Genomic DNA, 24,781 nt, shown 5'->3' with positions numbered 1-24,781 from the left:
ATTTTATTGTATATCAACATGTTGCGTGGAATTATACTCGTGAACGGATTTTGAAATAAATAAGCAAGAAGACGGGGGAGGGGACGGTGAATTTTGTGAGAAATCCACTCACCCATGAATCCGTCGGCTGCTGTCGTTTGTATTGGCGAAATACTTTGGGACGTGCTTCCTGCTGGCCGACAGCCGGGCGGCGCACCGTTCAACGCGGCCGTTTACTTGCACCAATTGGGCTTGTCCACCCAGCTGGTTAGCCGCATCGGAGACGATGAACTGGGCCGGGAGCTGCTCGCCGTTAGTACGCAAAAGGGACTAAACCCCGACCTGATTCAGCGGAGCAAAACCCATCTGACAGGCGTGGTAAAAGCCAACGTACGTAGCGGCCACGAGGTGCAGTACAAGGTGGTGGAACCCGTGGCCTGGGACTACCTCCGCTACACGGCCGAAGCCGTGGCCGCCGTTAGCGAGGCCCAGGTAGTGGTGTATGGGTCGTTGGTTGCGCGCAGCTCCACTGCCCGCGAAACTCTGTACCGGCTGCTGCAACACGCCCTGTTCCGGGTGTTCGACGTGAACCTGCGGCCCCCGCACTACAGCCGCGAAGTGGTGAAATACCTGCTACGGCAAGCCACTTTGGTGAAGCTTAACAGCCAGGAGTTAACAGAAATTATGGGTTGGCTGGGGCAGCCCGCCACCGAAGCTACGGCGCTGCCGTGGCTGGCCGGGCGCTTCAATTTGCAAGCCATATGCGTGACCAAAGGAGCCGACGGCGCTACGCTCTGGACCGATAGCCAATTCTTTCATTGCCCCTCTTTCGATGAAGGCGCGCCGCCCACCATTGGCAGCGGCGACGCATTTCTGGCCGCGCTGGTTGCCAGCCAGCTGCAAGGCCGCTCCCCCGACGACTGTCTGCGCCGCGCGTGCGCCGCGGCGGCTTTGGTAACCCGTCAAGCCACTGTGTTGCCGACCCTGACAAATCAGGCCATTGACGCCCTAGCCGATTCACCCGCCGATAGTCATTTCCCTAAGGCAACCGGCTCTTTACCAGCCCGCTAACGGTGTGGCATTGCGACAAGGCTGCTGCTTTCTTTTTGGTTTCTCATTTACCTTAAACCACTTTTTTATGCCGTTTCCGCTACAATTCCCACGCGGCCCCAGGCCTCTCAAGCAGGTCCTGCTTACCCCCGCGCTGAGCAGCTTGGTACTATCCAGCTTCGCGGCACCCATTGTCCCTGTTCCTGCTGGCTCCCCCAATGGCTTGCGCCTCGCAACCGAGTTCCTGTCTCCTGTTGTAGTAGCAGGGGGCACGGTGAGCGGCAAGGTAGTGGACCAAAAAGGTGAAGGCGTCCCCGGCGTAACGGTGGTCGTGGAAGGTACCAAACAGGGTATCGCCACAAACGCCGACGGTTCCTACCTGATTGCCGACATACCGGCGGGTCCGCAAGTCCTGATATTCTCCTCGGTAGGTTTGATTACCGCCCGCGTACCGGTGACGGTGACGGAAGGGCAAATCACGCAGGTGAGTGCCACCACGCTGGCCGAAGATGTAAAAGGGCTCGGTGAGGTTGTGGTAGTAGGCTACGGCACTCAGAGCCGCCAGGAACTGACCACTTCCGTAACATCTGTAAACGCGGCGGCTATTGAGCGCCAACCAGTGGCCGGTTTTGACCAGGCGTTGCAAGGCCAAGCGCCCGGCGTGCAGGTAACGGCTCCTTCGGGGGCACCCGGCGCCGGCATCAACGTGCGGGTGCGGGGCAACGCCTCGCTGAGCTTGAACGGCTCGCCGCTGTACGTGATTGACGGGGTGCCCGTGCTGCCTGATTATCAGCAGGAACTCACGACCGGCAACCAGCGCCTCAACCCGCTCAATACCCTCAACCCCAACGATATCGAGAGCATCGACGTGCTCAAGGACGGGGCCGCGGCTGCCATCTACGGCGTGCGCGCTGCTAACGGGGTAGTGGTTATTACCACCAAAAAAGGCAAGGTAGGTCAGGCCCAGGTTGGGTTAAGCATGTACTACGGCCGCCAGTATTTGCGCAAAAAGCTGGATGTGCTCAACACCTCGCAGTTTGCGCAGCAATACAACGAAACACTCACCAACGCCGGCCAGGCACCCGCCTTTGCCAACCTCGACGACTTGCCTCCTTACAACACCAATTGGCAAGACGAGGTGTACCGCCCCGCCAGCATCGAGAACTACCAGCTCAACGTGAGTGGCGGCACCGAGAAAACCCGCTACTACGTGGCCGGTGGCTACTTCAAGCAGGAAGGCATCAATATCAACTCGGGCTTCGACCGGTACAACTTCAAGGTCAACCTCAACCAAACCCTTAGCAACCGTTTCCGGCTGGGTACCAACCTGAACATGAGCCGCACCTTCACCAACGGTAGCGTGCGCTCGGAGTTAGGAGCCGGCAACTCAGGTACGGTGCTTGGGGCCCTGATTCAGGTGCCTACCATTCCGGTGTATAACGCCAACGGCCTGTACAGCGTCAACCCGTTTGCGTCTAACTTCGACAACCCGGTTGGTAACCTGCTGGAAAGCAGCAACAAGGCCGTGGTGTACCAGGCCATTGGCAACGTGTTCGGGGAGTTTGACATCCTCAAGAACCTGACCGTGCGTTCGTCGCTGGGTATCGACTTCCGCACCCAAACCGAAAACACCTTCATCAGCCGCAACTACCCGCCCCTGGCCTTGCCGGGCGTAGACCCCTCGCTGCGTGGCTCGGCCCGGACGGCCACCAACCAGCAGGTTATCTGGCTGTTGGAAAACACTCTGACGTATAATCCTACACTGGGCGGCCGTCATAACCTGACGTTGCTGGCGGGCCAATCCATGCAGTCGTCGGAGCGCTTTACCTCGGGAGCAGGCACCCGGAGCTTCGCTTCCAATGCGGTTCCTTACCTGAGCGGGGGCGCTATTGCCGATGGTATTCCGGGTAGCTACGCCGACCAATGGGCACTGGAAAGCTTCTTCACCCGCGCCATCTACAACTTCGACGAGCGGTATTTAGCCACCGTTAGCTTCCGGGCCGACGGCAGCAGCAAGTTCAGCACCGACAACCGCTTCGGGTATTTCCCGGCAGTAGCATTGGGCTGGCGAATTTCCAAAGAAGCTTTCTTCCCGCAAATTGATGCCGTTTCGGAGTTGAAGCTGCGTGGTAGCTTCGGGGCCAACGGCAACCAGGAATTCTATACCTACCAGCGCTTCCCGCGCTTTGCGTTGGGCTACAATTACCAGGGCACGGGAACGGCCATTGTGGGCGGTATTTCGCAGAGCGACATTGGCAATGAAGTGAAATGGGAAACCACATACCAGTACAACGGTGGGGTGGACCTGGGCATGTTCAACAACCGCCTCTCGTTCACGTTCGACATGTACAGCAAGCAAACCAAAGACCTGCTGCTGTCGGTGCCTATTCCGCAGAGTACGGGCGGCCAAAGCCTAAGCATTCTGCAAAACCTGGGTGAGATTCAGAACCGCGGCATTGAAATCGGCTTGGTGACGACCAACGTGGAGGCCAAGGACGGCGGCTTCGGCTGGACCACCAACTTTAACGTGTCGGGCAACCGCAACAAGATTATCGACCTCGGTACGCAGGTCAACGATGCCGGCGAGCGGAGCCCCCGCGTCATCATCACGGGCAACACCATTCAACAAGCCGGTATTCCGCTGAGCGTGTTCTACGGCTACGTTGCTGACGGGATTATTCAGTCGGCCGACGAGCTGAACGCCCTGAACGCTGGCTCGCCCACCAAAATCTACCAAGCTGCCCGCACCGCTCCCGGCGACATCAAGTTCAAGGACCTGAACGGGGATGGGGTAATCAACAACAGCGACCGGCAGATAATTGGCAACCCGAACCCCAAAGCCTTTGCGGGCGTGACCAACAACTTCTCCTTCAAGGGCTTGGAGTTGAGTGTGTTCTTCCAGGGTAGCTTCGGCAACGACATCTACAACCAGACCCGCACGGTTATCGAGGGGCAAAGCGACCCGATCAACCAGAGCACGGCGGTGCTCAACCACTGGACGCCGACCAACACCGATACCAACATTCCGCGTCCGGTACGCAGCGACCCAAACAGCAACAACCGCCTCTCCACGCGCTTCATTGAAGACGGCACCTACGTACGCCTCAAAAACCTGACGCTGGCGTACACCGTGCCCGCCAGCCTGACCAAGCGGGCGGCCATCAAGAATCTGCGCGTGTACGTGACCGGCCAAAACCTGCTCACGTGGACCGACTATTCGGGCTACGACCCCGAGGTGAGTGCCGACCCTTTCTCTTCAACCAGCCTGGGCCGCGACTTTGGCGTGTACCCCCAGTCGCGCACCTACACCGTGGGCTTGAACGCCTCTTTTTAAGCTGATTTCTTAGCCTGCAATTCCCAATGAAAAAAGCCTATATCCTTTCGCTCGGCGCGCTTGCGCTGCTAGCCAGCTGCGACGACTTCCTGCAGAAAGAGCCGTTGACCAGCATCACGCCCAACAACTTCTTTACCTCCGCCGATGATGCCGAGTCCAGCATTACGGCCGTCTACGACGCGCTGCAAGGCGCCGGAGCTTACGGCCAAGACTTGTTCACGATGGGGGAAATGCCCAGCGACAACAGCACCAGCGTCAGCAACGACGTGAATGCCCTGGAAACCATTGCCTGGACGCCCAACACCAGCCAGGTTGGCAACGTGTTCCGGCAGGCCTACCTAGGCATCAACCGGGCCAACATCGTGCTCAAGTACGTGCCTACCATCACGATGGACACGCTGCGGCGCAGCCAGATTCAGGGCGAAGCCCGCTTTGTGCGCGCCCTGTGCTACTTCAACCTGGTGCGGGCCTACGGAGGCGTGCCGCTGCGGTTAGAACCCACTGAGTCGGCGCAGCCTTCTGAGCTGAACCTGCCCCGGGCCACGCCTGAGCAAGTGTACGAGCAGGTGGTAACGGACTTGCAGCGTGCGGCCGTGCAGATGGCCGCCGCCAACCCCAACCGAGCTACCAAGAACTCGGCCAACGCCCTGCTGGCGCGGGTGCAACTCACCCAGCGCAACTGGGCCGCAGCCCAGGCGGCGGCGAGCAAAGTAATTGCCACCAACATTCAGCTCAACAACAGCTTCCGAGCGCTGTTTCCGGCAGAAAACAAAGGAGCCGAGTCGCTTTTCGAAATCCAGTTTGCGGGTACGCCCGACGGAGGCAACCTGCTGCCCGACGAGATACTGCCCTTCCCGCTCACTACGTACTCGTTTTCGAAATTCAATCTCCCAACGGCGGAGCTAATTGCGTACGCCGACACGGTGAATGACCAGCGCTGGAGCTTCGTGGGCAACGTGGTGAACAGCACAGGCCGCCTGATTGGGCGCAACCACGTGAGCTACATCGACTCCCGCAAAAACCAAGCGCCTAGCATCAACAACACCAACGACCGGGGCGCTTATCCCTACAAGTGGACCAGCAGTGGCAATAACTTCAACTCCGTGGACAACTCCTACGTGTTGCGCTACGCCGAGGTGCTGCTGAACTACGCCGAAGCCGTAAACGAGCAAAACGGCCCGACTGCCGACGCCTTAGCCAAGCTGAACTTGGTACGCCAGCGCGCTGGCTTGGCCGCACTGACCATGGGTTCAGCCCAGGCGGCCAGCAAGCAGGCGCTACGCAACGAAATCGACCGGCAGCGCCGGCTGGAGCTGGCCTTCGAGGGCGAGCGGTGGTGGGATTTGCTGCGCTATGCACGTCACAACCAAGCGGAAGCCGGCGCGCACACCGTTACGGCCCTCGACCTAATTGCGCAGTTCCGCAAAGGCGAGCGTGACGTGAACTACCTGCTATTCCCACTCCCGCAGGCCGAAATCAATAACAATCCCCAACTTCAGCAAAATCCTGGCTACTAACCTGAACGGTAGCTCCGGAGTACTTCGGGCAGGAGGCATAGGTATACCTTTCGCTTCCTGCCTGAAGCTATGGGGAAGGAGGGTGTCACCTGTCCTTTCCTGCTTGTTGAATTATCACCTGTACTTTTCTTAGTTTGCTGATGCTATCCGTTTCTGTTTGCCGTTGGGGGCTAGCGGCCCTGTGCACCCTCACACTGTTGCCGGGCCACGGCCAAAGCCGCACGCAGCGGGGCAAGGCCGCCGCCCCGGCGCGCGTGTCGAGCTGGATTACCACCGCCGACCAAACTCAACTCTTGCAGCCGCAGCCCAGCGGCCTAACGTTTCAGGCGGAAGCCGCCACCGGTGCCGTGATTGAGGTAGACGACAGCCAGACCTACCAGACGATGGATGGGTTTGGCTACTGCCTTACCGGGGGCAGCGCCGAGCTGCTGAATGCTATGGGCGCGACCGAGCGCAACCAACTGCTACGCGAGCTGTTCGGCACCACCGACAAGGGTATTGGCGTAAGTTACCTGCGTCTGAGTATTGGTGCCTCCGACCTTGACGCGCAGGTCTTTAGCTACGACGACCTGCCGGCTGGCCAAACCGACCCCACGCTGGCGCGCTTCAGCTTGGCTCCCGATGAAAAGCATCTGATTCCGGTGCTGAAGCAGATTCTGGCCATCAATCCTGCCATTAAGCTGCTGGGTTCGCCCTGGAGTCCGCCCGCCTGGATGAAAACCAACGGCGAAACCAAAGGCGGCTCCCTGAAACCGGAGTTTTATGGTGCCTACGCCCAGTACTTTGTGAAGTACATACAAGGCATGCAGAAACACGGTATCAAGCTCGATGCCATTACAGTGCAGAACGAGCCCTTGCACCCCGGCAACAACCCGAGCTTGCTGATGCTGGCCGAGCAACAGGCCGAGTTTATCGGTAAGCACTTGGGGCCTGCTTTCAAGGCCGCGAAGCTGAAAACCAAAATCATCTGCTACGACCACAACCTCGACAAGCCGGACTATCCACTTACGGTTCTCAACGATGCCACGGCCCGCCCGTACGTGGACGGCTCCGCGTTTCACCTTTACGCTGGTCCTATTGACGCTATGGGCAAGGTGCACGAGGCCTTCCCGACCAAGAATCTCTACTTCACCGAGCAGTGGGTGGGCTCGCGCACCAAGTTTGAAGGCAACTTAGGCTGGCACGTGAAAAACATGTTCATCGGGGCGCCGCGCAACTGGAGCCGCAACGTGCTGGAGTGGAACCTGGCAGCCGATCCGCAGCAGAACCCCCACACCCCCGGCGGCTGCACCGAATGCCTCGGCGCTATAACGCTGGCTGGCAACACGGTAACGCGCAACGTGGCTTACTACACGGTGGCACATTCCAGCAAGTTTGTGGTACCTGGCTCGGTGCGCGTGAACTCAACTAGCACCGGCGTGCTGCCCAACGTGGCGTACCGCACGCCCGGCGGCGGGCACGTGCTGCTGGTTCTCAACGACCAAACTTCGCCCCAAACTTTCAGTGTGCGCTACTCGGGCAAAAACGCCCAAGCCACGCTGCCGGCTGGCGCGGTAGCTACCTACGTGTGGTAAACGGCCCGCGCCGACGGATTTCATTCACTGGTTTTCTAGCTCGCCCCATGACATTGCCCACCCACTTTCGCTGCCTGGCCAGCTTGTTTCTGGTGCTTTCACTGTTTGGCGGCTGCCAAAAGGAAAACAGCCCCGCCGGCCCGACGCCAACTCCTACGCCAACCCCGACTACGCCCACGGGACCGTCGCAGGTAGCGCAGTGGCTGACCATGCCCGACAAATCCGCCCTTTTTGCTCGTCAGAAGGTGAATTTGCAATTCGGCACCAACACCAACCAGGACCCCACCATCATAGTGGACACCACCCAGACGTACCAGACGATGGATGGCTTCGGTTACACCTTCACCGGCGGGAGTGCCCAGGTTATGAGTCAGATGGCGGCTGGCAGCCGGGCCGAGCTACTCAAGGAATTGTTTGCCACGGATAGTACCTCGTTGGGTATCAGCTACCTGCGCGTAAGCATTGGCGCTTCCGACCTCAACGACCAAGTGTACACCTACGACGACTCGAACAGCCCCGACCCAACGCTGGCCAACTTCAGCCTCGCCCCCGACCAAGCCTACTTCATTCCGATGCTCAAGGAGATTCTGGCGGTAAACCCCAACATCAAAATCCTAGGCTCACCCTGGACGGCTCCATCGTGGATGAAGTCCAACAATAGCCCCAAGGGCGGCAGTTTGAAGCCGGAATACTACGACGCGTACGCCCAGTACTTTGTGAAGTACATCCAGGGCATGAGAGCGGCCGGCATTACCGTTGACGCCGTGACGCTGCAAAACGAGCCCCTGAACCCCAACAACAACCCCAGTATGGTAATGCAGGCTGGCGAGCAAGCCACCTTCATCAAAAAACATGTGGGGCCGGCTTTCCGGGCGGCGAATATCAGCACCAAGATTATTGCCTACGACCACAACGCCGACCAACCCAACTACCCCATCACCGTGTTCAACGACGCCGGGGCGCGGCCGTTTGTTGATGGCTCGGCGTTTCACCTCTACGGCGGCACCATGGATGCCTTAACTACCGTGCACGATGCATATCCGGGCAAGAACGTGTACTTCACCGAGCAGTGGACCCAGGCCCCCGGCAACTTCGCCGCCGATGTAACCTGGCACGCCAACAACCTGCTGATTGCCGCGCCGCGCAACTGGAGCCGCAACGTGCTGGAGTGGAACCTCGCCAACGACGCCGCTTTCGGGCCGCATACCACCGGCGGCTGCACGCAGTGCCTCGGGGCCATTACAATTAGCGCCAATACCGTGACGCGCAACCCGGCGTACTACAGCGTTGCGCATGCCAGCAAGTTTGTGCGGCCCGGCTCGGTGCGCGTGGCCACCAATGTGCCCCCCAATCTGCCCAACGTGGCCTACAAAACCCCGAACGGCAAGCGTGTTTTGATGGTGGTCAACACCGGTTCGACACTGCAAAAATTCAACATCCAGTTTAAAGGCAAAGAAGTAAGCACCTCGCTCTACGGCGGCGCCGTGGCCACCTACATTTGGTAGCCTGCCCTGCCTCAGCCTTGCTCACCTGTTTTCTATGAAAATAAAGTTTTTGGTGCCGCTCTTGGCGCTCGGCTTAGGCCGTGTGCTGGCGCAGCCTGCTCCGTATTCGGCTGCTGGCAAAACGGCGCAGGTATACACCACCGCTCAGAACACCGACCAGCGCCTAAGTGCCGGTCAGGCCGTACCCTTCCAGCCCGCGGGGCAGCCCCTCGAAACCCAAGTCTGCGTGTTCGTGGACCCGTCGCACTCGTTTCAAACCTTGCTCGGCATTGGGGGCGCGCTGACCGATGCCTCGGCCGAAACCTTCTTCAAGCTGCCCAAGCCGCAGCAGCAAGAGTTTATGCAGGCTTACTACAGCCCGACGGCGGGCATTGGCTACTCGCTGGCGCGCACGTCTATTGGTAGCTGCGACTTTTCCAGCGGCAGCTACACCTACGTCAAGGACAACGACAAGGAGCTGAAAACATTCAGCGTCAAGCACGACGAGCAGTACCGGATTCCGTTCATAAAGCAGGCCACGGCCGCGGCTGGTGGCAAGCTGCCCTTATATGTAAGCCCGTGGAGCCCGCCTGCCTGGATGAAAGACAACAAGAACATGCTGCGCGGCGGCAAGTTGCTGCCCGAGTTTCGCCAAAGCTGGGCCGACCACTATGTGAAGTTCATTAAGGCATACGAGCAGCGCGGCCTGCCCATCTGGGGCCTGACGGTGCAAAACGAGCCCATGGCCACCCAAAAGTGGGAGTCGTGTTTGTTCACGGCCGAAGAAGAGCGCGACTACATCAAGCAATACCTAGGGCCCACGCTTGAAAAAGGCGGCTTGGGCGACAAAAAGCTGATTGCTTGGGACCACAACCGCGACCTGATGTACCAGCGGGCTAGCACCATCCTCGACGACCCCGAGGCAGCCAAGTACGTGTGGGGCATCGGTTACCACTGGTACGAAACCTGGACCACCAGCGGCATGCTGTTCGACAGTGAACGGCGCGTGCACGAAACCTACCCCAACACCAACCTGATGTTCACCGAAGGCTGCATCGAAAACTTCAACTTCGACCAGGTAAACGACTGGAAACTCGGCGAGAGGTACGGCCATTCCATGATCAACGACTTCAACGCCGGCACCGTGGGCTGGACCGACTGGAACGTGCTGCTCGATGAAAAAGGCGGCCCCAACCACGTTGGCAACTTCTGCTTCGCGCCCATCATTGCCGATACGCGCGCTGGCAAGCTGATTTACACCAATTGCTACTACTACATCGGCCACTTCTCGAAGTTCATCCGGCCCGGTGCCCGGCGCATTGCCAGCACCACCAACCGCGAATGGCTGCAAACCACCGCGTTCCAGAATACCGATGGCAAAGTAGCCGTGGTGGTCATGAACAGCGGCGACAAAAAGCAGGAGTTCCAGCTGTGGATCAAAGGCCAGGCGGCGGCCGCGGTTAGTTTGCCGCATTCCATCAGCACGTATGTAGTGAACTGAGGCGGTAGCTACTTCGAGCGCACCTGTTTTGTCAAACGCGCACGCCGCCGGCACGGACGCTTAAGCCGTGTCGGCGGTTGTGCTATACTAGTCTGGCCCCGAGTGGTACCTTTCCTTATGAGCAAGCTTTTATTCTCTTGGTCGCGCCGCCTACAGCTTGGCCTGCTCCTGCTGCTAGCTGTTCCGGCAAGCGCCCAGCGCCTCGTGCAATCCATCAGTTCCGACTGGCTGTTTCGCAAAGGGGAAGCAACCACGAGTTCGGATGGGTGGGAAAAAGTGTCCTTGCCCCACACCTGGAATGCTACCGACGTTCTCGACGATGAGCCGGGCTACTATCGAGGAGTTGGCAGCTACAAGAAGACGCTCACCGTGCCCGCCGATTGGCAGCGCCGCCGCGTGTTTCTGCGCTTCGAGGGGGCCAATCAGGAAGCCGAGGTGTATGTGAACGGTCAGCTGGCCGGGCGCCACGTGGGTGGCTACACAGCGTTCAGCTTTCCTATCAGTAAGTTCCTAACCTTCAGCGGCACCAAGCCAACAAAGGCCGAGGTGGTGGTGAAGCTCACCAACCGCTACAACCCTGATATTCCGCCGCTAACGGCCGACTTCACATTCTACGGGGGCCTCTACCGCGACGTGTACCTGGTGGCCGCCGAGCCCGTGCATTTCGACCTCAGCAACCACGCTTCCGACGGGGTATTCACCACCACGCCCACCGTATCGGCCACGGCGGCGGCCGTGGTGGTGGCGGGCACGCTCACCAACGAGGCTGCTACCACGCGCCGCGTTACGGTACAAACCCAGTTGCTCGACCGTGCTGGCCAGCTGGTAGCCCGGCAGCAGACGCGCTTAAACCTGAAAGCCGGCCAGGCGCAGGCGTTTCGCCTGGCATTGCCTAGCGTGCGTCAGCCCCACTTGTGGACCCCCGACGACCCGTACCTGTACCGCACCGTAACCCAGGTGCTTGAGGGCAACACCCCACTCGACGAAGTAAGCAGCCCCGTAGGGTTGCGTTGGTTTCGCTTCGACGCGGCCACCGGCTTTTTCCTGAACGGCCAGCCGCTGAAGCTGATCGGCACCAATCGGCACCAAGACTATCCTGGCTTAGGCAACGCCTTGCCTACCGCCCTGGCCGAGCGCGACGTACAGCTGCTCAAGCAAATGGGCGGCAATTTTCTGCGGGTGTCGCACTACCCTCACGACCCCGCCGTGCTAGCGGCCTGCGACCGGCTAGGTATTCTGGCTTCCGTTGAGATTCCCATCGTTAATGCCATTACCGACTCGGAAGCCTTCTTTCAGAATTGCCGGATCATGCAAACCGAGATGATACGGCAGAACGGCAACCACCCGAGCGTTATCATTTGGGCCTACATGAACGAGGTGCTGCTGCGGCTGCCCGCCGGCATTAAGCGCGACAACGAGCCCGGCCGCGCCTATTTGCGCCGGGTAGCCACCCTGGCCCGGCAGCTCGACAGCTTAACCCGACACGAAGACCCCGCCCGCGCCACCATGCTGGTGTGCCACGGCGACCTCAACCTCTACCAACAAGCCGGCCTCACCGCTATTCCGCAAGTCATCGGCTGGAACCTCTACCCCGGCTGGTACTCGCCCGACTTGCAAGGCTTCCCCGATTTCCTCGACCGCCACCGCAAAGAGCTGCCCGACAAGCCGTTGCTAGTAACCGAATACGGCGCCGATTGCGACGTGCGCCTGCATGCCGCGGTGCCCAAGCGCTTCGACAAGTCGATGGAGTATGCCAACCGTTACCACGAATTTTACTTGAAAGCTATCCTGGATCGGCCGTTTGTGGCTGGTTGCGCGGTCTGGAACTTAGCTGAATTCAACTCCGAAACCCGGCAGGAAGCGGTGCCCCACATCAACAACAAAAGTTTGCTGACCGGCGACCGGCAACCCAAGGACACCTACTGGTTTTACCAGGCCCACTTGCTCCGCACGCCGGTGCTGCGCATTGGCTCCCGCGCCTGGACCTTACGCGCCGGACCTGCTGCCGGGCCCGATTCTCTCTACTGCCGCCAGCTAGTAGAGGTGTACACCAACCAGCCTACTGTGCGCTTGCAGCTTAATGGCCGCGACTTAGGTACCAAGCCCGCTGTGTTTGGAGTAGCGCGCTTCATGGTGCCCTTCGGCAACGGCCTCAATCAGTTGCGGGCGCAGGCTCCGGGGCAAGCTATAGAGGACCAAACCGATATCGAGTTCCAGCTTCTCCCTCCCCGGTTAGCTTCCGCTGACCAGCCATTCACTGAGTTCAACGTAAGCCTCGGCGACGAGCGCACCTTCACCGATGATCGGCTACACCAAGTGTGGGTGCCCGAGCAGCCCTATACCCCCGGCAGCTGGGGCTACGTGGGCGGCCACGTCTATAAGCTGCCCGGCGACCGGCTGCCCTACGGCTCCGACCGTGACATCCTCGGCACGGACTACGACGCCATCTACGAAACCCAGCGGCAAGGACTTAAGCAATTCCGGCTGGACGTGCCCGATGGCCAATACGAGGTGACGCTGCATTTCGCTGAACTCGAAGCCGTTCCCGCCACCGAACAGCTAGCCTACAACCTAGCCGGTGAAAAAGCAGAAAGTGGCTCTGCCGCCCCGGCTGCGCGGTCATTCACGGTACTACTCAACGGCCAGCCCATACTGCCCAACTTAAGCACCGACGCCTACCTGCGGCCTTTGCAAGCGGCTAGCTTCAAGGTGCCCGTCACTGCCAGTGGCGGTAAGGGCATCATCATCGACTTCACTGCTCAGGCCGGCGAAGCATTTCTAAATGGCCTGCAAGTAAAGCGAAGTTACTAACCCTCAGTGGCTTTAGGTTCGCCAGAGAAGCAAGGTAGAGGCAGGCGCGTTCTGTAAGAATATCTTGAACGGCAGTGCTAGCTGCCGCTAGATGATGTGCCCGCCGTTGTGGGCTGCAAAAGTGCTAACTCGCAGCCAAGACAGTTTTCTTACAGTTCTCCCAGTCAAATTCGCGCATGGTTTCTCATCAGTTGCCAACTCAGCTAGCCAATATCCCGCGCTTTTCTCTGCTAGAGGGGGCTACTCCCATTCAGCCGCTGCCCCGGTTAAGCCAGCAGCTAGGCGTGAACCTCTTCGTTAAGCGCGACGACTTGATGGGGCTAGGTGGCGGTGGCAACAAGCTGCGCAAGCTAGAGTACCTGCTCGGCGAAGCCCTGGCGCTTGGGGCCGACACCATTATCACGGTGGGTGGACGGCAATCCAACCATGCCCGCCTAACGGCCGCTGCCGCGGCGCGGGCAGGCTTAGCCTGCGAGCTAGTGCTTACGCGCAACGTGCCCCGGCACGACGAAGCGTATCAACACAACGGCAACATTTTACTGGACGAGCTACTCGGCGCTACACTGCACGATCTGCCGGGCGAGGCGGATGCGCTGGCCTATGCCGAAGCCCGGGCAGAAGAACTCAGAGTCCAGGGGCGGCGGGTGTACGTTTGTCCGCTGGGCGGATCTAGCCCCCTGGGCTGCCTAGGCTACGTTGCCTGCGCCTGGGAAATTGCTGCCCAGGCAACCGCCATGCAACTCGACTTCACCCAGCTGATTGTTCCCAATGGTAGCGGTGGCACACACGCCGGCCTGGCCGCGGGTTTTGCTTTGCTGGAAGGCCACGCCCACCGCGTGAAGTCCTACACGGTACTCGCGTCCCTGAGCCAAGCTCAAACTACCACCGAGCAGAAAGTTGCAGACACGCTCGCCTTGCTTGAAACCAGTCACCTGCACCCTCAGATCCTGCTCGATGGCGAGCACCTAGGCGAGGGCTACGGCATTCCTACCGAAGAAATGAAGGAAGCCGTGCAGCTCCTGGCCCGGACGGAAGGCCTGTTGCTGGACCCCGTGTATGGCGGCAAAGCATTTGCCGGACTCCTACACGACATTCGTTCGCAGCACTATCAACCAGGAGCATCTATCCTGTTTTTGATGACTGGCGGGCTGCCCGGCTTGTTTGCCTACCGCTCGGCTTTCTAGTGTGCTAGGCTTCAGCGCTTTCTTGCGGTTTTGTGGTGGCAACTTACCAAGTGGAGTAAGTTATATGGGCTAGTGGAATAGCAGGCGAAATCCGGTAGGTCAAGCTCTTGGGTGGCACGATAGGCTGTGCTTAGCACAGCCTACTGCATCGAGTGTACGTACTGCTTAGCTAGCGGCCGTTGGTACTTATGTGCACTACGCCGCTGGACTAGCAGAAACCATGATAAAACAACCCGCTATTCACGCGCTGGCCGTTGTCAGTGACCGGCATACGTGCGCTTTACTAGACGAGCAAGGTACCCTTTGTTGGTACTGTCCGCAGCGCTTTGATAGCAGCGCCGTCTTGTCGTTGCTGCTCGATGCCGAGCAAGGCGGCTACTGGTCGGTTGCCGGAGCCGACCAGCAGTTTGTGGGCCGTGCGTACATCGAGCGGAGCAGCATTCTAACCACCGAGTTTACGGTTGCTGGCCAGCCTTTCCGCATAACAGACTGGATGCCGCTCGATGAGAATTTCACTGGGTTGTGCCGACAGTTTTCGGTGGCGCCGGCTCCGCTCACCGTAACGCTCCGGCTCCGCCCGGAATACGGGCTTCATGCTACTGCGGCCGAGTTGGGACCCACGGATACTACCGTGCACTTTCCTGAGCTAGGGCTGTGGCTCAAGGCTTCCCACCCAGTACGGCAAGTTGCGGACACGCTGGTATTTACGGTGCCTGCGGGCGAGTCGGGATGGGCGGTGTTGACGGAAACGGGAGCGGTTGTGCCCGAGCTTTCGGAGGCGCGCTTGGTTGCTTCACGGCAGCACACGCTGCAAGGTTGGCGCAAGCTGGCGGCCTTGTTGCCCTACGAAGGGCCTTACGAGCAGCCGGTGCTTGACTCGATTCGGGCTGTGCAGCAGCTGACCTATCAAGAGACGGGCGGCATTATTGCGGCGGCTACTACGTCGTTGCCGGAAGTGCCCGGCGGGCAGCGCAACTACGACTACCGCTACGTGTGGATGCGCGACGTGAGCCTCATTGTGAGTGCGCTACTCCAGCTTGATGCCGTGGGGCAGCCCGAGAAAAGCTTTATCGAGTTTCTGGCCCACGCTCGCCGCGAAAACCAGCAGGTGCAACTCACGCCCTTCTATGCCGTCGACAAAACGAAGCCAATCAGTCCCCGCGAACTAGCCCTGGCCGGCTACGAGCACAGCCAGCCCGTATTGGTAGGCAACACTGCTACCCACCAGTTGCAGCTCGACGCCCATGCCAACGTGCTGCTGGCCGCCAAACTGCTGTACGACCGGTTCGGCGAGAAAAAGGAGTGGGAGATGGTAGCGCAAGTGGCCGATTTTCTGGCCGAGAACTGGGCGCGCGACGACAACGGCATCTGGGAAGAAGGCGCTACCAAACCGTACACGTCATCGAAAGTGTTGGCCGCTCGGGGCTTACAGTTTATTGCCGACTATGCTGACACCCTTGAGCAAGCAGAGCGGTGGCGGCAAGCCGCCGACGAGATTAGAACTTTTGTCGACCAGCATTGCCTAACCGAATCCGGGGCGTATGCCGTGTATGCGGGTTCGCAGGAAGTGGACATCACGGCGGTGCAGTTCCCACTTTGGACGTATTGCGCCCCCGACAGCCCGGAAATGCTGGCTACCATTCGCGAAATTGAGCAGCACTGGAGCCGCGACAACTTGTACTGGCGCCGGCTCGAAGAATTTGATTCGCACCAAGAAGGCGCTTTTCTAGCGGGCACCTGCTGGATGGCGCATTACTATGCCGTAGCCGGCAACCTCGACAAAGCCCGTCAGATTTTGGATGCCGTGCTGCGCTACCAGAACGACCTAGGCTTTTTCGCGGAGGAAGCTGGCGTGGATAGTGGGGCGCAGATGCTCGGCAACTTTCCTCAGACTTTCGTGCACTCGTCGTTTATCTGTGCCGTAAATGGCCTCAAGCAAGAGCAAGCCGGCCACGACAGCCGCGTGCACGCCAGTCGGCCGCCCTCGACCGACGAAGCTCGAGGCGTAGCAGAGGCTAGCGCGCAGCCCCGCCAGAAGTAGCAGAAGTGTAACGCAACAACTTTTGGGGTTTGCCAGCCAGCTCGGTGGGTTCCCCGTATTCTTTCTCTAAACAAGCCTTCCAAACCTATGACAACCGACCAAAACGAACCACGGCCAACCAATAGCGAAATCAACCCCAAGCCGATGCCGTATCCCACGAGCGAGGCGGACATGAAAGAGCAGCCCGATTGGGATATGTCGAGCTACCTGCCCGCCGGCAAGCTCAAGGGGAAAGTAGCCCTGATTACGGGCGGCGACTCAGGCATCGGGCGGGCCGTGGCCCTTGCCTTCGCTATGGAGGGCGCAGATATTGCCGTAGTCTATCAAACCAATGCCGAAGATGCCGCCGTGGTAGGCAAAGCCGTGGAAGCGCAGGGACGCAAGTTCCTGGCCATTCAAGCCGATGTGCGTTCGGGCGAAGCCTGCCGCGAGGCTGCCCGCCGAACCAACGCCGAGCTAGGGGCTATCAACATCCTGGTGAATAATGCGGCCTACCAGCAAGGATACGAAAGTTTCGAAACAATCCCCGAGGAAAACATCCACCGCACCTTCGATACCAACATCAAGGGGTACATCTTCATGGCGCAGTCGGTGCTGCCGTACATGAACGAGGGCGACTCTATCATCAATACGGGCAGCATTGCCGGCATTGTCGGCAACAAGCACCAGATTGACTACGCTTCCACGAAGGCCGCTATTCACATCTTCACTAAGAGCTTAGCTGCTTATCTGGGCGAAAAGAAAATCCGGGTGAATGCCGTGCTGCCGGGCCCCATCTGGACGCCGCTCATTCCGGGTACCATGCTGAAAGAAGACCTGAAAAAATTCGGTGACGAAACCATGCTGGGCCGCCCCGGCCAGCCAGAAGAACTGGCTCCCGCCTACGTGTACTTTGCTTCCCAGGATGGTAGCTACTCAACCGGTAGCTTGCTGGAAGTAACAGGCGGCATGCCGAAAGGCGGCTGAGTTAACCAACTCAAGCAAGCTGTAACAAGGCTCATTGTGGCCAGCAAAGAACATCTAAAGTAGGTGTCCTTTGCTGGCCACAATGAGCCTTTTTTGTTGTCGTAAACAGGTGTCTAGAAGTGTTATATCTAGTAGAATGCCGTAGTGTGTAGAAGCGTAACATATTGGGTCTCGTCGTTGCTGAGGTTGCTTTATTGGCTGTAGCGCGAAGCCTTTGCTTCGCGCATCGTTGAACGACAATTGTTGCGACGATATGGTCCTGCTAGTTCTACGATGCGCGAAGCAAAGGCTTCGCGCTACAGCTTCCGACACTGTGAAAATTGCCTATTGAACCGGTAGTTTAACCTTAAGATGGAACTGAAGGTCGTCGTAGGTTAGTGTCGTGTCTTTGCACTCCATTGCCAATCAGCAAGTGCAACTTACCCCTGGGGCATACAGATGGAGGAGAAGTAGGCGCGGCCCGCCCTCGGACAGGTAGGTACAGGTTGCGGGCCAGTTTTGCTTTTGCGAGCTTGACCACTGCAGTGTTCACGCAGAAAAAAGCAAGACAGATGAGGCGTAAGAAAGGAAGTTTGCTGATCCTATTACCACTGGCCGGGCTGTTCCTGAGCCTTATGCCGGCTCGCCCTCAACCAAAGCAGCCCAACGTCATCATCATTCTAGCCGATGATATGGGCTACGCCGACATCGGCTGCTTTGGCTCGACCACGCAGACGCCGAACCTGGATGCCATGGCGCGCGAAGGACTGAAAATGACGCAGTTCTATAATGCGTCGCGCTGCTGTCCGAGCCGGGCCTCGCTGCTGACCGGCCTCTACCAACATCAGGCGGGGGTAGGGGATATGATGAATACGCGCCCCCAGCCTGCCTACCAGGGCTACCTAAACAACAACTGCGTCACGATTGCCGAAGCTCTGAAAGGCGGCGGCTACAACACGTTTATGGGCGGCAAGTGGCATGTAGGGCAGGCTCCCGAGCATTGGCCCACCCAGCGCGGCTTTGACCACTACTTCGGTTTGATTGACGGCGCCAACAGCTACTTCGAAAACCGCCCGTACCGCCCCAACCAAAAGCTTACCATCACCCTCGATGGCAAGCCCTACACGCCCGGCCCCGGCTACTACTCCACGGATGCCTACACCGACTACGCCATCAAGTTCCTGAAAGACAGCAAGCCTTCAGGGAAGCCGTTCTTTCTGTACATGGCGTACCAGGCCCCACACTGGCCCTTGCACGCCCTGCCCGAGGATATTGCCAAATACAAAGGCAAGTACATGGCGGGTTGGGACAAGCTGCGCGAAGAGCGTTTCCAGCGCTTGAAGCAGCTCGGCATCCTCAACGCCAGCACCCGCCTTTCTCCCCGCGACTCGAACGTGCCCGCCTGGGAAACGCTGAGCCAAGAAGAGAAAGAGCAGTGGGACACCAAGATGGCCGTTTACGCCGCCATGATAGACCGGATGGACCAAAACATTGGGCGGTTGCGCCAGACGCTGCGGGAGCTAGGCCAAGACCAGAACACGGTGATTATGTTCCTATCCGATAACGGCGGCAGCAATGAGAGCATCAAGGGCCCTGGCTTCCGACCAGAGATTTTGGAAGCCAGCCGCAAGCCGGCCAGCGACCCTACCTCGTTTACGTCCTATGAATTTTCGGGGGCCTCAGTCAGCAACTCGCCCTTCCGCCTTTTCAAGCACTGGGAGTACGAAGGCGGTACGGCCACCCCTTTCATTGCTTACGGCCCCGGCATCGTGCAGCCCGGCCGCTCTGTGGCCCAGCCCGGCCACCTCGTCGACCTGATGGCGACCTGCCTGGAATTGGCCGGCGTGCCCTACCCGAAAACGTTTAAAAACAACCCTATTACGCCCACCGAAGGCATCAGCTTGGTGCCGGTGCTGAAAGGCAAATCTTGGGCGGGGCACGAGGCGTTGTTTTTCGAGCACGAAGGCAACCGCGCCGTGCGCCAAGGCAAGTGGAAGCTGGTCTCCGATTTTCCTGCTAACAAGTGGCAGCTATACGATACAGACGTGGACCGCTCGGAGCTAAACGATTTGAGCGCCCAAAACCCTCAGAAGGTGCAGGAGCTGACAGCCCTTTACGATAAATGGGCCGCCCGGGTCGGCGTGATTCCCTTCGGGCAGTTAGCCAAAGGCAAAGGAGAATAGCAGCAGAATCGGTTGCGCCATGAAACGTGGCGGCATGCCTGCTCAATACTAGAAGTTAACAAGCCACATAGCTTACCGATAAGCAAGCTATGTGGCTTGTCTGCTTATGCTCGCGCAGCACAGCAACCCAATGAGGGCGTATTCGCATGCCGTGGAAGCAGTATTGGTATGATTATCAAGCTGCTACGAGTAAGAGTATCCTCGGCGTGCTGTTAGAAGAAGTTGGCAGGTAATGGGCCTAGCGTTCGGTTGGGAAGGAGGCCGATAAAGCAGGTTGAAATGAGGGCGAAAGTGTGACGTAGGGAAGAAAATTTTAATGTTTTCTAATGTGCAACTCATGTGGCTTTAATGCTGCAGGTGCTCTTTTGTTGCATCGTTGGGTTGGTGCTGTTGCTTCTGGTTGCCAATCAGCGCGTTACTGGCGCTTGCCAAACACAAGCCTTAGGTTATTTCTCTCCTGTTCCTTATTCCACCTTTCCTTACCCTTTCATGGTTTCTGATGCCCCAGCCCACCCAGCTCCTCATGTCTTATCTCTTCGTTCTCAACAGGACATGGCGTTGATTGACGCCGCGCTTGCCGGCGACGCGAAAGCATATGCTGCTTTACTGGATACTTACCGCAAGCCCGTGTCGTATGTGGTGCTCAAGATTGTGGGCAACACCGACGATGCTGAAGACCTAACCCTGGAGGTTTTCACGAAGGCCTTTAAATACTTAGCCAATTACCGCCCCGATTTTGCTTTCAGCACCTGGCTGTTTCGGATTGCTACCAACCACAGCATCGATTTCATTCGGCGCCAAAAACTGCCGATGCAGTCCTTGACCCAAAGCGACGAAGAAAACTTACCTCTGCAAGTGCGCGACCCGGCACCTAATCCGCAGGAAGCGTTTATCCGGCAGCAGCGCATCGACCTGATGCATAAGCTAACCAACGTCCTGCCACTGAAGTACGCCCGTCCGGTGCGCTTGCGTTACTTTCAGCAGTTGAGCTACCTGGAAATGGCAACCGAGCTGAAGCTGCCCGTAGGCACGGTGAAGGCGCGGTTGTTCCGGGCCCGGGTTATGCTCCGCGCCTTGCTCCAAAACAGCCGGGCCGCTATTTAAGCTGTTCTCATTTTTTGTTAACAACACCCCAAGACTAGAGGAACCAGCCCCAACGCCGGCTGCCTCTAGTCTTTTGCCGTTGTGCACCGGGTATCTTGGTACCTTTGCCTTGGGGGCCAGCAACTCGGAAGGCAGCGTTTGCCCCGCCGGAAATATTCTGCTCTGATGAAGATACTGTTAGTCGAAGACGAACCCAAGCTGGCTTCTTTCGTCAAGAAAGGCTTTGAAAACGAAGGCTACGAACTGGAAGTGGCCTACGACGGGCGCATGGGCCAGTCGCTGCTGCAGCAGAACCGCTACGACTTGGTGGTGCTCGACGTGAATCTGCCTTATATCAACGGCTTCGAACTGTGCCGGCAGATCCGGCAGCAAGATCCCCACCAACCTGTTCTGCTGCTCACCGCCCTCGACAGCCTCGACGACAAAGTAGCGGGTTTCGAGGCCGGCACCGACGATTATCTGGTGAAGCCCTTCGAGTTCAAGGAGTTACTGCTGCGGGCGCGGGTCTTAACGCGGCGGCACAACGAAGACGCCACCGTCCGCCGCGTGTTACGCCTAGCCGACTTGGAGCTGAACCTGGAAACAAAAGTAGTGACCCGCGCCGGCCAGCGCATCGACCTAACCACCAAGGAATACACGCTACTGGAGTATCTGCTTTTAAACCGCGGCCGGGTGATTTCACGTGTCGACATTGCCGAAAAGGTGTGGGAACTCAACTTCGATACTAACACCAACGTCATCGACGTGTACGTGAGCTACCTGCGCAAAAAGCTCGACAAAGGTTACGACACGAAGCTCATTCATACGGTGGTAGGCATGGGCTACGTGCTGCGCGAAGGGTAATGGCTGGATTGGCATGCTGATTCGCAACAAGCTTATACTGCGTTTTACCTTGCTGGTGCTTGCCATTCAGCTTTGCTTTTCCGCGTTTATCTACTACTTCCACGCGGCCACCCGCGAGCAGCGCTTCAGCCAGCGCCTAGCCGGCAAAGGCACCATGACGGCCCGCCTGCTGCTGCGCCAGCCGCAGTCCAACGAAGAAGCGCTGCGTACCTTTCGCCGCCGCGACTTGCTTACCATTCTCGACGAGCAAATCAGCATCTACGACCCAGATGGGCACCTGATTTACACCAGCGACGACAGCTTGAGCCAACGCCAGAATTCGTATTACCTGCCGCAAGTAGAGGTGGGCAAGCCCGTTCAATTCACCGATGGCGAGCTGGAAGTGGTGGGCCTCACGCACGAGTACAGGGGGCGGCAGTACCGCATCTTTGCCGCGGGCCGCGACCAGTTCGGCTTGCTGCAGCTCGATAAGCTGCGGCTGATATTGCTGGTGGGCAACGCCGGGGCGTTGGTGCTCATCATTCTGGCGGGCTGGTACTTTGCCGATGAGTCGTTGAAGCCCATGGAGCGGGTGGTCAAGCAGGTGGAACGCATCACGGCGGGCCGCCTGAGTTTACGGGTCGATGAGGGCAATGGCACCGACGAAATAGCCCAGCTGGCCGTCACCTTCAACCAAATGCTGACCCGGGTAGAGCAGGCATTCGAGATGCAGAAGAACTTTCTCAGCCACGCCTCCCACGAGTTGCGTACCCCCCTGGCCACGGCGCTCGGCACCCTAGAAACCTCTTTCGCCTACGACACTGACTTAGCGGAGGCCAAGGCGAGCACGGCCTCCGCGGTGGAAGAGCTTAAGCACTTGATTGGGCTAACCAATGCCCTGCTAGCGCTAGCCAAAGCCGAGGATGCCTCGTTCCGGCGCGACATCGTGCGGCTAGACGATTGCCTCACCCAGGCGCTAAGCTATTGCCAGCGCAAGTACCCCCACCATCACGTGCAGCTAACGTTCGGGGAGCTACCTGCTACCGACGACGACCCGTTCCGGGTGCTTGGCAACGAGCAACTGCTGACCACGGCCCTGCTCAACCTGCTCGACAATGCCTGCAAGTACAGCAGCCAAGTGGTGCACGTATGTCTGGGCTACCAAGGACCCAAGCTGGTGGTGACGGTGCAAGACACCGGCATCGGCATTGCCCCAACCGAACTGCCGCGGGTAACCAACGCCCTATACCGAGCCGAGAATGCGCGCCACGCTCCCGGCTACGGTTTGGGCCTAACCGTGACGCAGAAAATAGCGGAGCGGCACGGCGGCTCGCTCACGTTGGTATCGGCGCCGGGCCAGGGAACCACGGCCACCCTCGTGCTGCCGGGCGCCTGAGGGGCTTCTAATGTTTTCTAATGTGCGCCTCATGTTGTTCTAATGCGGGGCCGCCTCCTTTGCACCGTTTACTAGTGTAAAGAGTTGTTATGCAGGAATTTCGAAGCCGGTTGCTGCTGGGCTTGTTGCTAGGGGCGCTGCTGTTGTCAGTGGGCCTGAACGTGTATTGCCTGCGCCAGCTCGACGCCCGTCCCCTGAATTACGAATTAGAAGCGGGCCTGCCCGTTTCGGTGACGGAACTGGAATTGGCCCAGGCCCGGGCAGCCCTCGAAGCGTGTCAGCAAGCCAGCCGCCCCACGGCCAGCACCTCGTCCGATACGCTCGTGCCGTAGCCCCCGATGGTTTCCTTCGGAAGCCTCGCCAAACCACGTTTCCGTTTAGCTGAATTATCTATTCTTATTTCTTCATGCTTCCGCGTCAAGAATACATTCTTGCCACCCTGCAAGCCTGTGTTACGGCCTGTCAACAAACCAACCGCCTCGTAGCCCAGCAACCCGACGACAACCAACTAAGCCGCGCCGCCCGGTTGAGCCTCGACTGCGCCGACCTGTGCCAACTCACTGCAGCCTTTGTAGTGCGTGATTCAGAACACTTGATTTACGTACTGCGCGAGTGCGCCGAGCTGTGTCGCACGTGTGCCGACGAGCAGGCCCGGCACGCAGCCATTGTAGCAACGTGCCGGCAGGGTGAGCAAGCGTGCCGCCGCGCCGAAGATGCGTGCCGAACCGCCTACCACTAGGCCCTCAAAGCAGTAGCCCTGCTATGATGAAGGTAGTAGGTGAGTTACAACTAGCAGTGTGTGGCAGCATGGAGAGTATGTGCCAACGAGTGGCCTATTCATGAGAAGGATGGTTTATGAATTATGGTTTTGGGGACTTAATGAAAATGAGGGTGCTGTAGAGGATGTCGTTGTCCACTCCGCCTTTTCCGCCGCCGCTGATTGTGCTTTGTAGGGTATAGCCTTGCTCGTACAGTTTACTGATAAAAAGCTGGTAGCCGATAGCCGCAGGAATAGCGCGTTTGTCGGAGGAGCCGTTGGCAAATTCAACCGTTTCGGGCGTGGCTGTGCCGCGTGCAATAACAACTAGGATCGAACTGGTTCTTTCCAGCACCCGCACCACTACCACAGTTGGATCTTCAGGTGCGGTTACTGCTAGCGTGCTGTTCCAGGCCAACCAGCAATCATTAAAAGCACTATTTTTTTCATAGCACTCAAGGTAGATTATCTCGACTATAATCTATCGAGTAATTCAGCCTACCTTACTATGTCGGGTGCTATCAAGATAAGGGCGCTACCACAAGCGGATAGAATGGAAATTAAAAAGCTATTATTGCTTTTCAAGCTATCAGGAGCAGCAACATGGGCATTGATGTAGCCTCCGGCTAAAGCAGATGTTGCATCCCGAGGTCAAGAATTTTTCGGCCGTTTGCAGCATTAAAAGAGGTGTTCAACCAATTACCCAAACTTTAACTGAATAAAGATTAAGGTCATCCATAAAATCAGGAAAGCCGTACAATACAAAACAATTACGTGTTGATTGTACTATAAAGCTTCAGTAACAGCGCGTTATGCTCGTTGCTCTTTTTCTTGATCAAGATTATGGAACATAATAGTCCGTCGCTTCACCAGCACAGTTTACAGCAGCTATACGATAAAGTAGGGCAATTAATGCGGCAAGGCAAGTCCAACAAACAGGTGCAAACCTTGCTACAAGCTACAGGTCTAGATGCTCAAAGTGCCGCCGTTGTTACCCGCAAAATACGCAGCCAGTTTCGGGAGATACCGCGGACGCAAAATCGAAACGCCACCACTTGGGGGACGTTGTTATCGAGAGTTTGCAAAGCATTCAGCAGTA

17 protein-coding genes are annotated in these 24,781 nt (G+C 58.2%); 16 read left to right on the top strand and 1 reads right to left on the bottom strand.

What is annotated here, in order from left to right; genetic code table 11:
• Positions 1 to 114 precede the first annotated feature (114 nt).
• The 16 genes from P1X16_RS25520 to P1X16_RS25445 all read left to right on the top strand — a co-directional run bounded on the left by P1X16_RS25520 (position 115) and on the right by P1X16_RS25445 (position 23,664).
• Positions 115 to 1,050 (top strand): PfkB family carbohydrate kinase, encoded by a 936-nt coding sequence (locus P1X16_RS25520; RefSeq protein WP_277235058.1) that lies wholly within the window; start codon positions 115 to 117, stop codon positions 1,048 to 1,050.
• Between the two features lie 67 nt (positions 1,051 to 1,117).
• The gene (locus P1X16_RS25515; RefSeq protein WP_277235056.1) at positions 1,118 to 4,363 is read left to right on the top strand and encodes a TonB-dependent receptor; all 3,246 of its coding nucleotides are present in this window, start codon (positions 1,118 to 1,120) and stop codon (positions 4,361 to 4,363) included.
• Between the two features lie 26 nt (positions 4,364 to 4,389).
• Positions 4,390 to 5,880: a RagB/SusD family nutrient uptake outer membrane protein gene (locus tag P1X16_RS25510; protein ID WP_277235054.1), complete on the top strand. Its 1,491-nt coding sequence runs from the start codon at positions 4,390 to 4,392 to the stop codon at positions 5,878 to 5,880.
• 140 nt (positions 5,881 to 6,020) lie between these two features.
• Positions 6,021 to 7,454, top strand: a complete 1,434-nt coding sequence (locus P1X16_RS25505; RefSeq protein WP_277235053.1) for a glycoside hydrolase family 30 beta sandwich domain-containing protein — start codon at positions 6,021 to 6,023, stop codon at positions 7,452 to 7,454.
• 47 nt (positions 7,455 to 7,501) lie between these two features.
• The gene (locus tag P1X16_RS25500) at positions 7,502 to 8,959 is read left to right on the top strand and encodes a glycoside hydrolase family 30 beta sandwich domain-containing protein (RefSeq protein WP_277235052.1); all 1,458 of its coding nucleotides are present in this window, start codon (positions 7,502 to 7,504) and stop codon (positions 8,957 to 8,959) included.
• A 34-nt stretch (positions 8,960 to 8,993) separates the two neighbouring features.
• Entirely contained in the window at positions 8,994 to 10,439 is a 1,446-nt protein-coding gene (locus P1X16_RS25495; RefSeq protein WP_277235051.1) for a glycoside hydrolase family 30 protein, read from the top strand.
• Positions 10,440 to 10,556: 117 nt separating this feature from the next.
• Positions 10,557 to 13,250 (top strand): glycoside hydrolase family 2 TIM barrel-domain containing protein, encoded by a 2,694-nt coding sequence (locus P1X16_RS25490; protein ID WP_277235049.1) that lies wholly within the window; start codon positions 10,557 to 10,559, stop codon positions 13,248 to 13,250.
• A 176-nt stretch (positions 13,251 to 13,426) separates the two neighbouring features.
• Complete coding sequence (locus P1X16_RS25485; RefSeq protein ID WP_277235046.1) at positions 13,427 to 14,434, top strand: D-cysteine desulfhydrase family protein; 1,008 nt, start codon at positions 13,427 to 13,429, stop codon at positions 14,432 to 14,434.
• 220 nt (positions 14,435 to 14,654) lie between these two features.
• Positions 14,655 to 16,475, top strand: a complete 1,821-nt coding sequence (locus P1X16_RS25480; protein ID WP_277235045.1) for a glycoside hydrolase family 15 protein — start codon at positions 14,655 to 14,657, stop codon at positions 16,473 to 16,475.
• An 87-nt stretch (positions 16,476 to 16,562) separates the two neighbouring features.
• Positions 16,563 to 17,441 carry an SDR family oxidoreductase gene (locus tag P1X16_RS25475; RefSeq protein WP_277235043.1) on the top strand — a complete coding sequence of 293 codons (879 nt, stop codon included), beginning with the start codon at positions 16,563 to 16,565 and terminating at the stop codon, positions 17,439 to 17,441.
• Positions 17,442 to 18,055: 614 nt separating this feature from the next.
• On the top strand, positions 18,056 to 19,603 hold the full coding sequence (locus P1X16_RS25470) for an arylsulfatase (RefSeq protein WP_277235042.1): 1,548 nt from the start codon (positions 18,056 to 18,058) through the stop codon (positions 19,601 to 19,603).
• A 489-nt stretch (positions 19,604 to 20,092) separates the two neighbouring features.
• Entirely contained in the window at positions 20,093 to 20,707 is a 615-nt protein-coding gene (locus P1X16_RS25465; RefSeq protein WP_277235040.1) for a sigma-70 family RNA polymerase sigma factor, read from the top strand.
• 165 nt (positions 20,708 to 20,872) lie between these two features.
• Positions 20,873 to 21,550 carry a response regulator transcription factor gene (locus P1X16_RS25460; protein WP_277235039.1) on the top strand — a complete coding sequence of 226 codons (678 nt, stop codon included), beginning with the start codon at positions 20,873 to 20,875 and terminating at the stop codon, positions 21,548 to 21,550.
• Between the two features lie 13 nt (positions 21,551 to 21,563).
• Positions 21,564 to 22,925 (top strand): ATP-binding protein, encoded by a 1,362-nt coding sequence (locus P1X16_RS25455; protein ID WP_277235038.1) that lies wholly within the window; start codon positions 21,564 to 21,566, stop codon positions 22,923 to 22,925.
• 89 nt (positions 22,926 to 23,014) lie between these two features.
• Positions 23,015 to 23,257 (top strand): hypothetical protein, encoded by a 243-nt coding sequence (locus P1X16_RS25450; protein WP_277235035.1) that lies wholly within the window; start codon positions 23,015 to 23,017, stop codon positions 23,255 to 23,257.
• A 74-nt stretch (positions 23,258 to 23,331) separates the two neighbouring features.
• A complete protein-coding gene (locus P1X16_RS25445) occupies positions 23,332 to 23,664 on the top strand; it encodes a four-helix bundle copper-binding protein (protein WP_277235033.1) in 333 nt (110 codons plus the stop codon).
• Positions 23,665 to 23,785: 121 nt separating this feature from the next.
• On the opposite strand, the gene P1X16_RS25440 is transcribed toward P1X16_RS25445, so the two are convergent.
• Positions 23,786 to 24,100 (bottom strand): hypothetical protein, encoded by a 315-nt coding sequence (locus tag P1X16_RS25440; RefSeq protein ID WP_277235031.1) that lies wholly within the window; start codon positions 24,098 to 24,100, stop codon positions 23,786 to 23,788.
• Positions 24,101 to 24,781: the final 681 nt, after the last annotated feature.

Source organism: Hymenobacter sp. YC55 (assembly GCF_029433095.1).
Lineage (GTDB): Bacteria > Bacteroidota > Bacteroidia > Cytophagales > Hymenobacteraceae > Hymenobacter.
The sequence above is the reverse complement of the archived record's forward strand: the minus strand, read 5'-3'. Positions and strand labels throughout refer to the sequence as shown.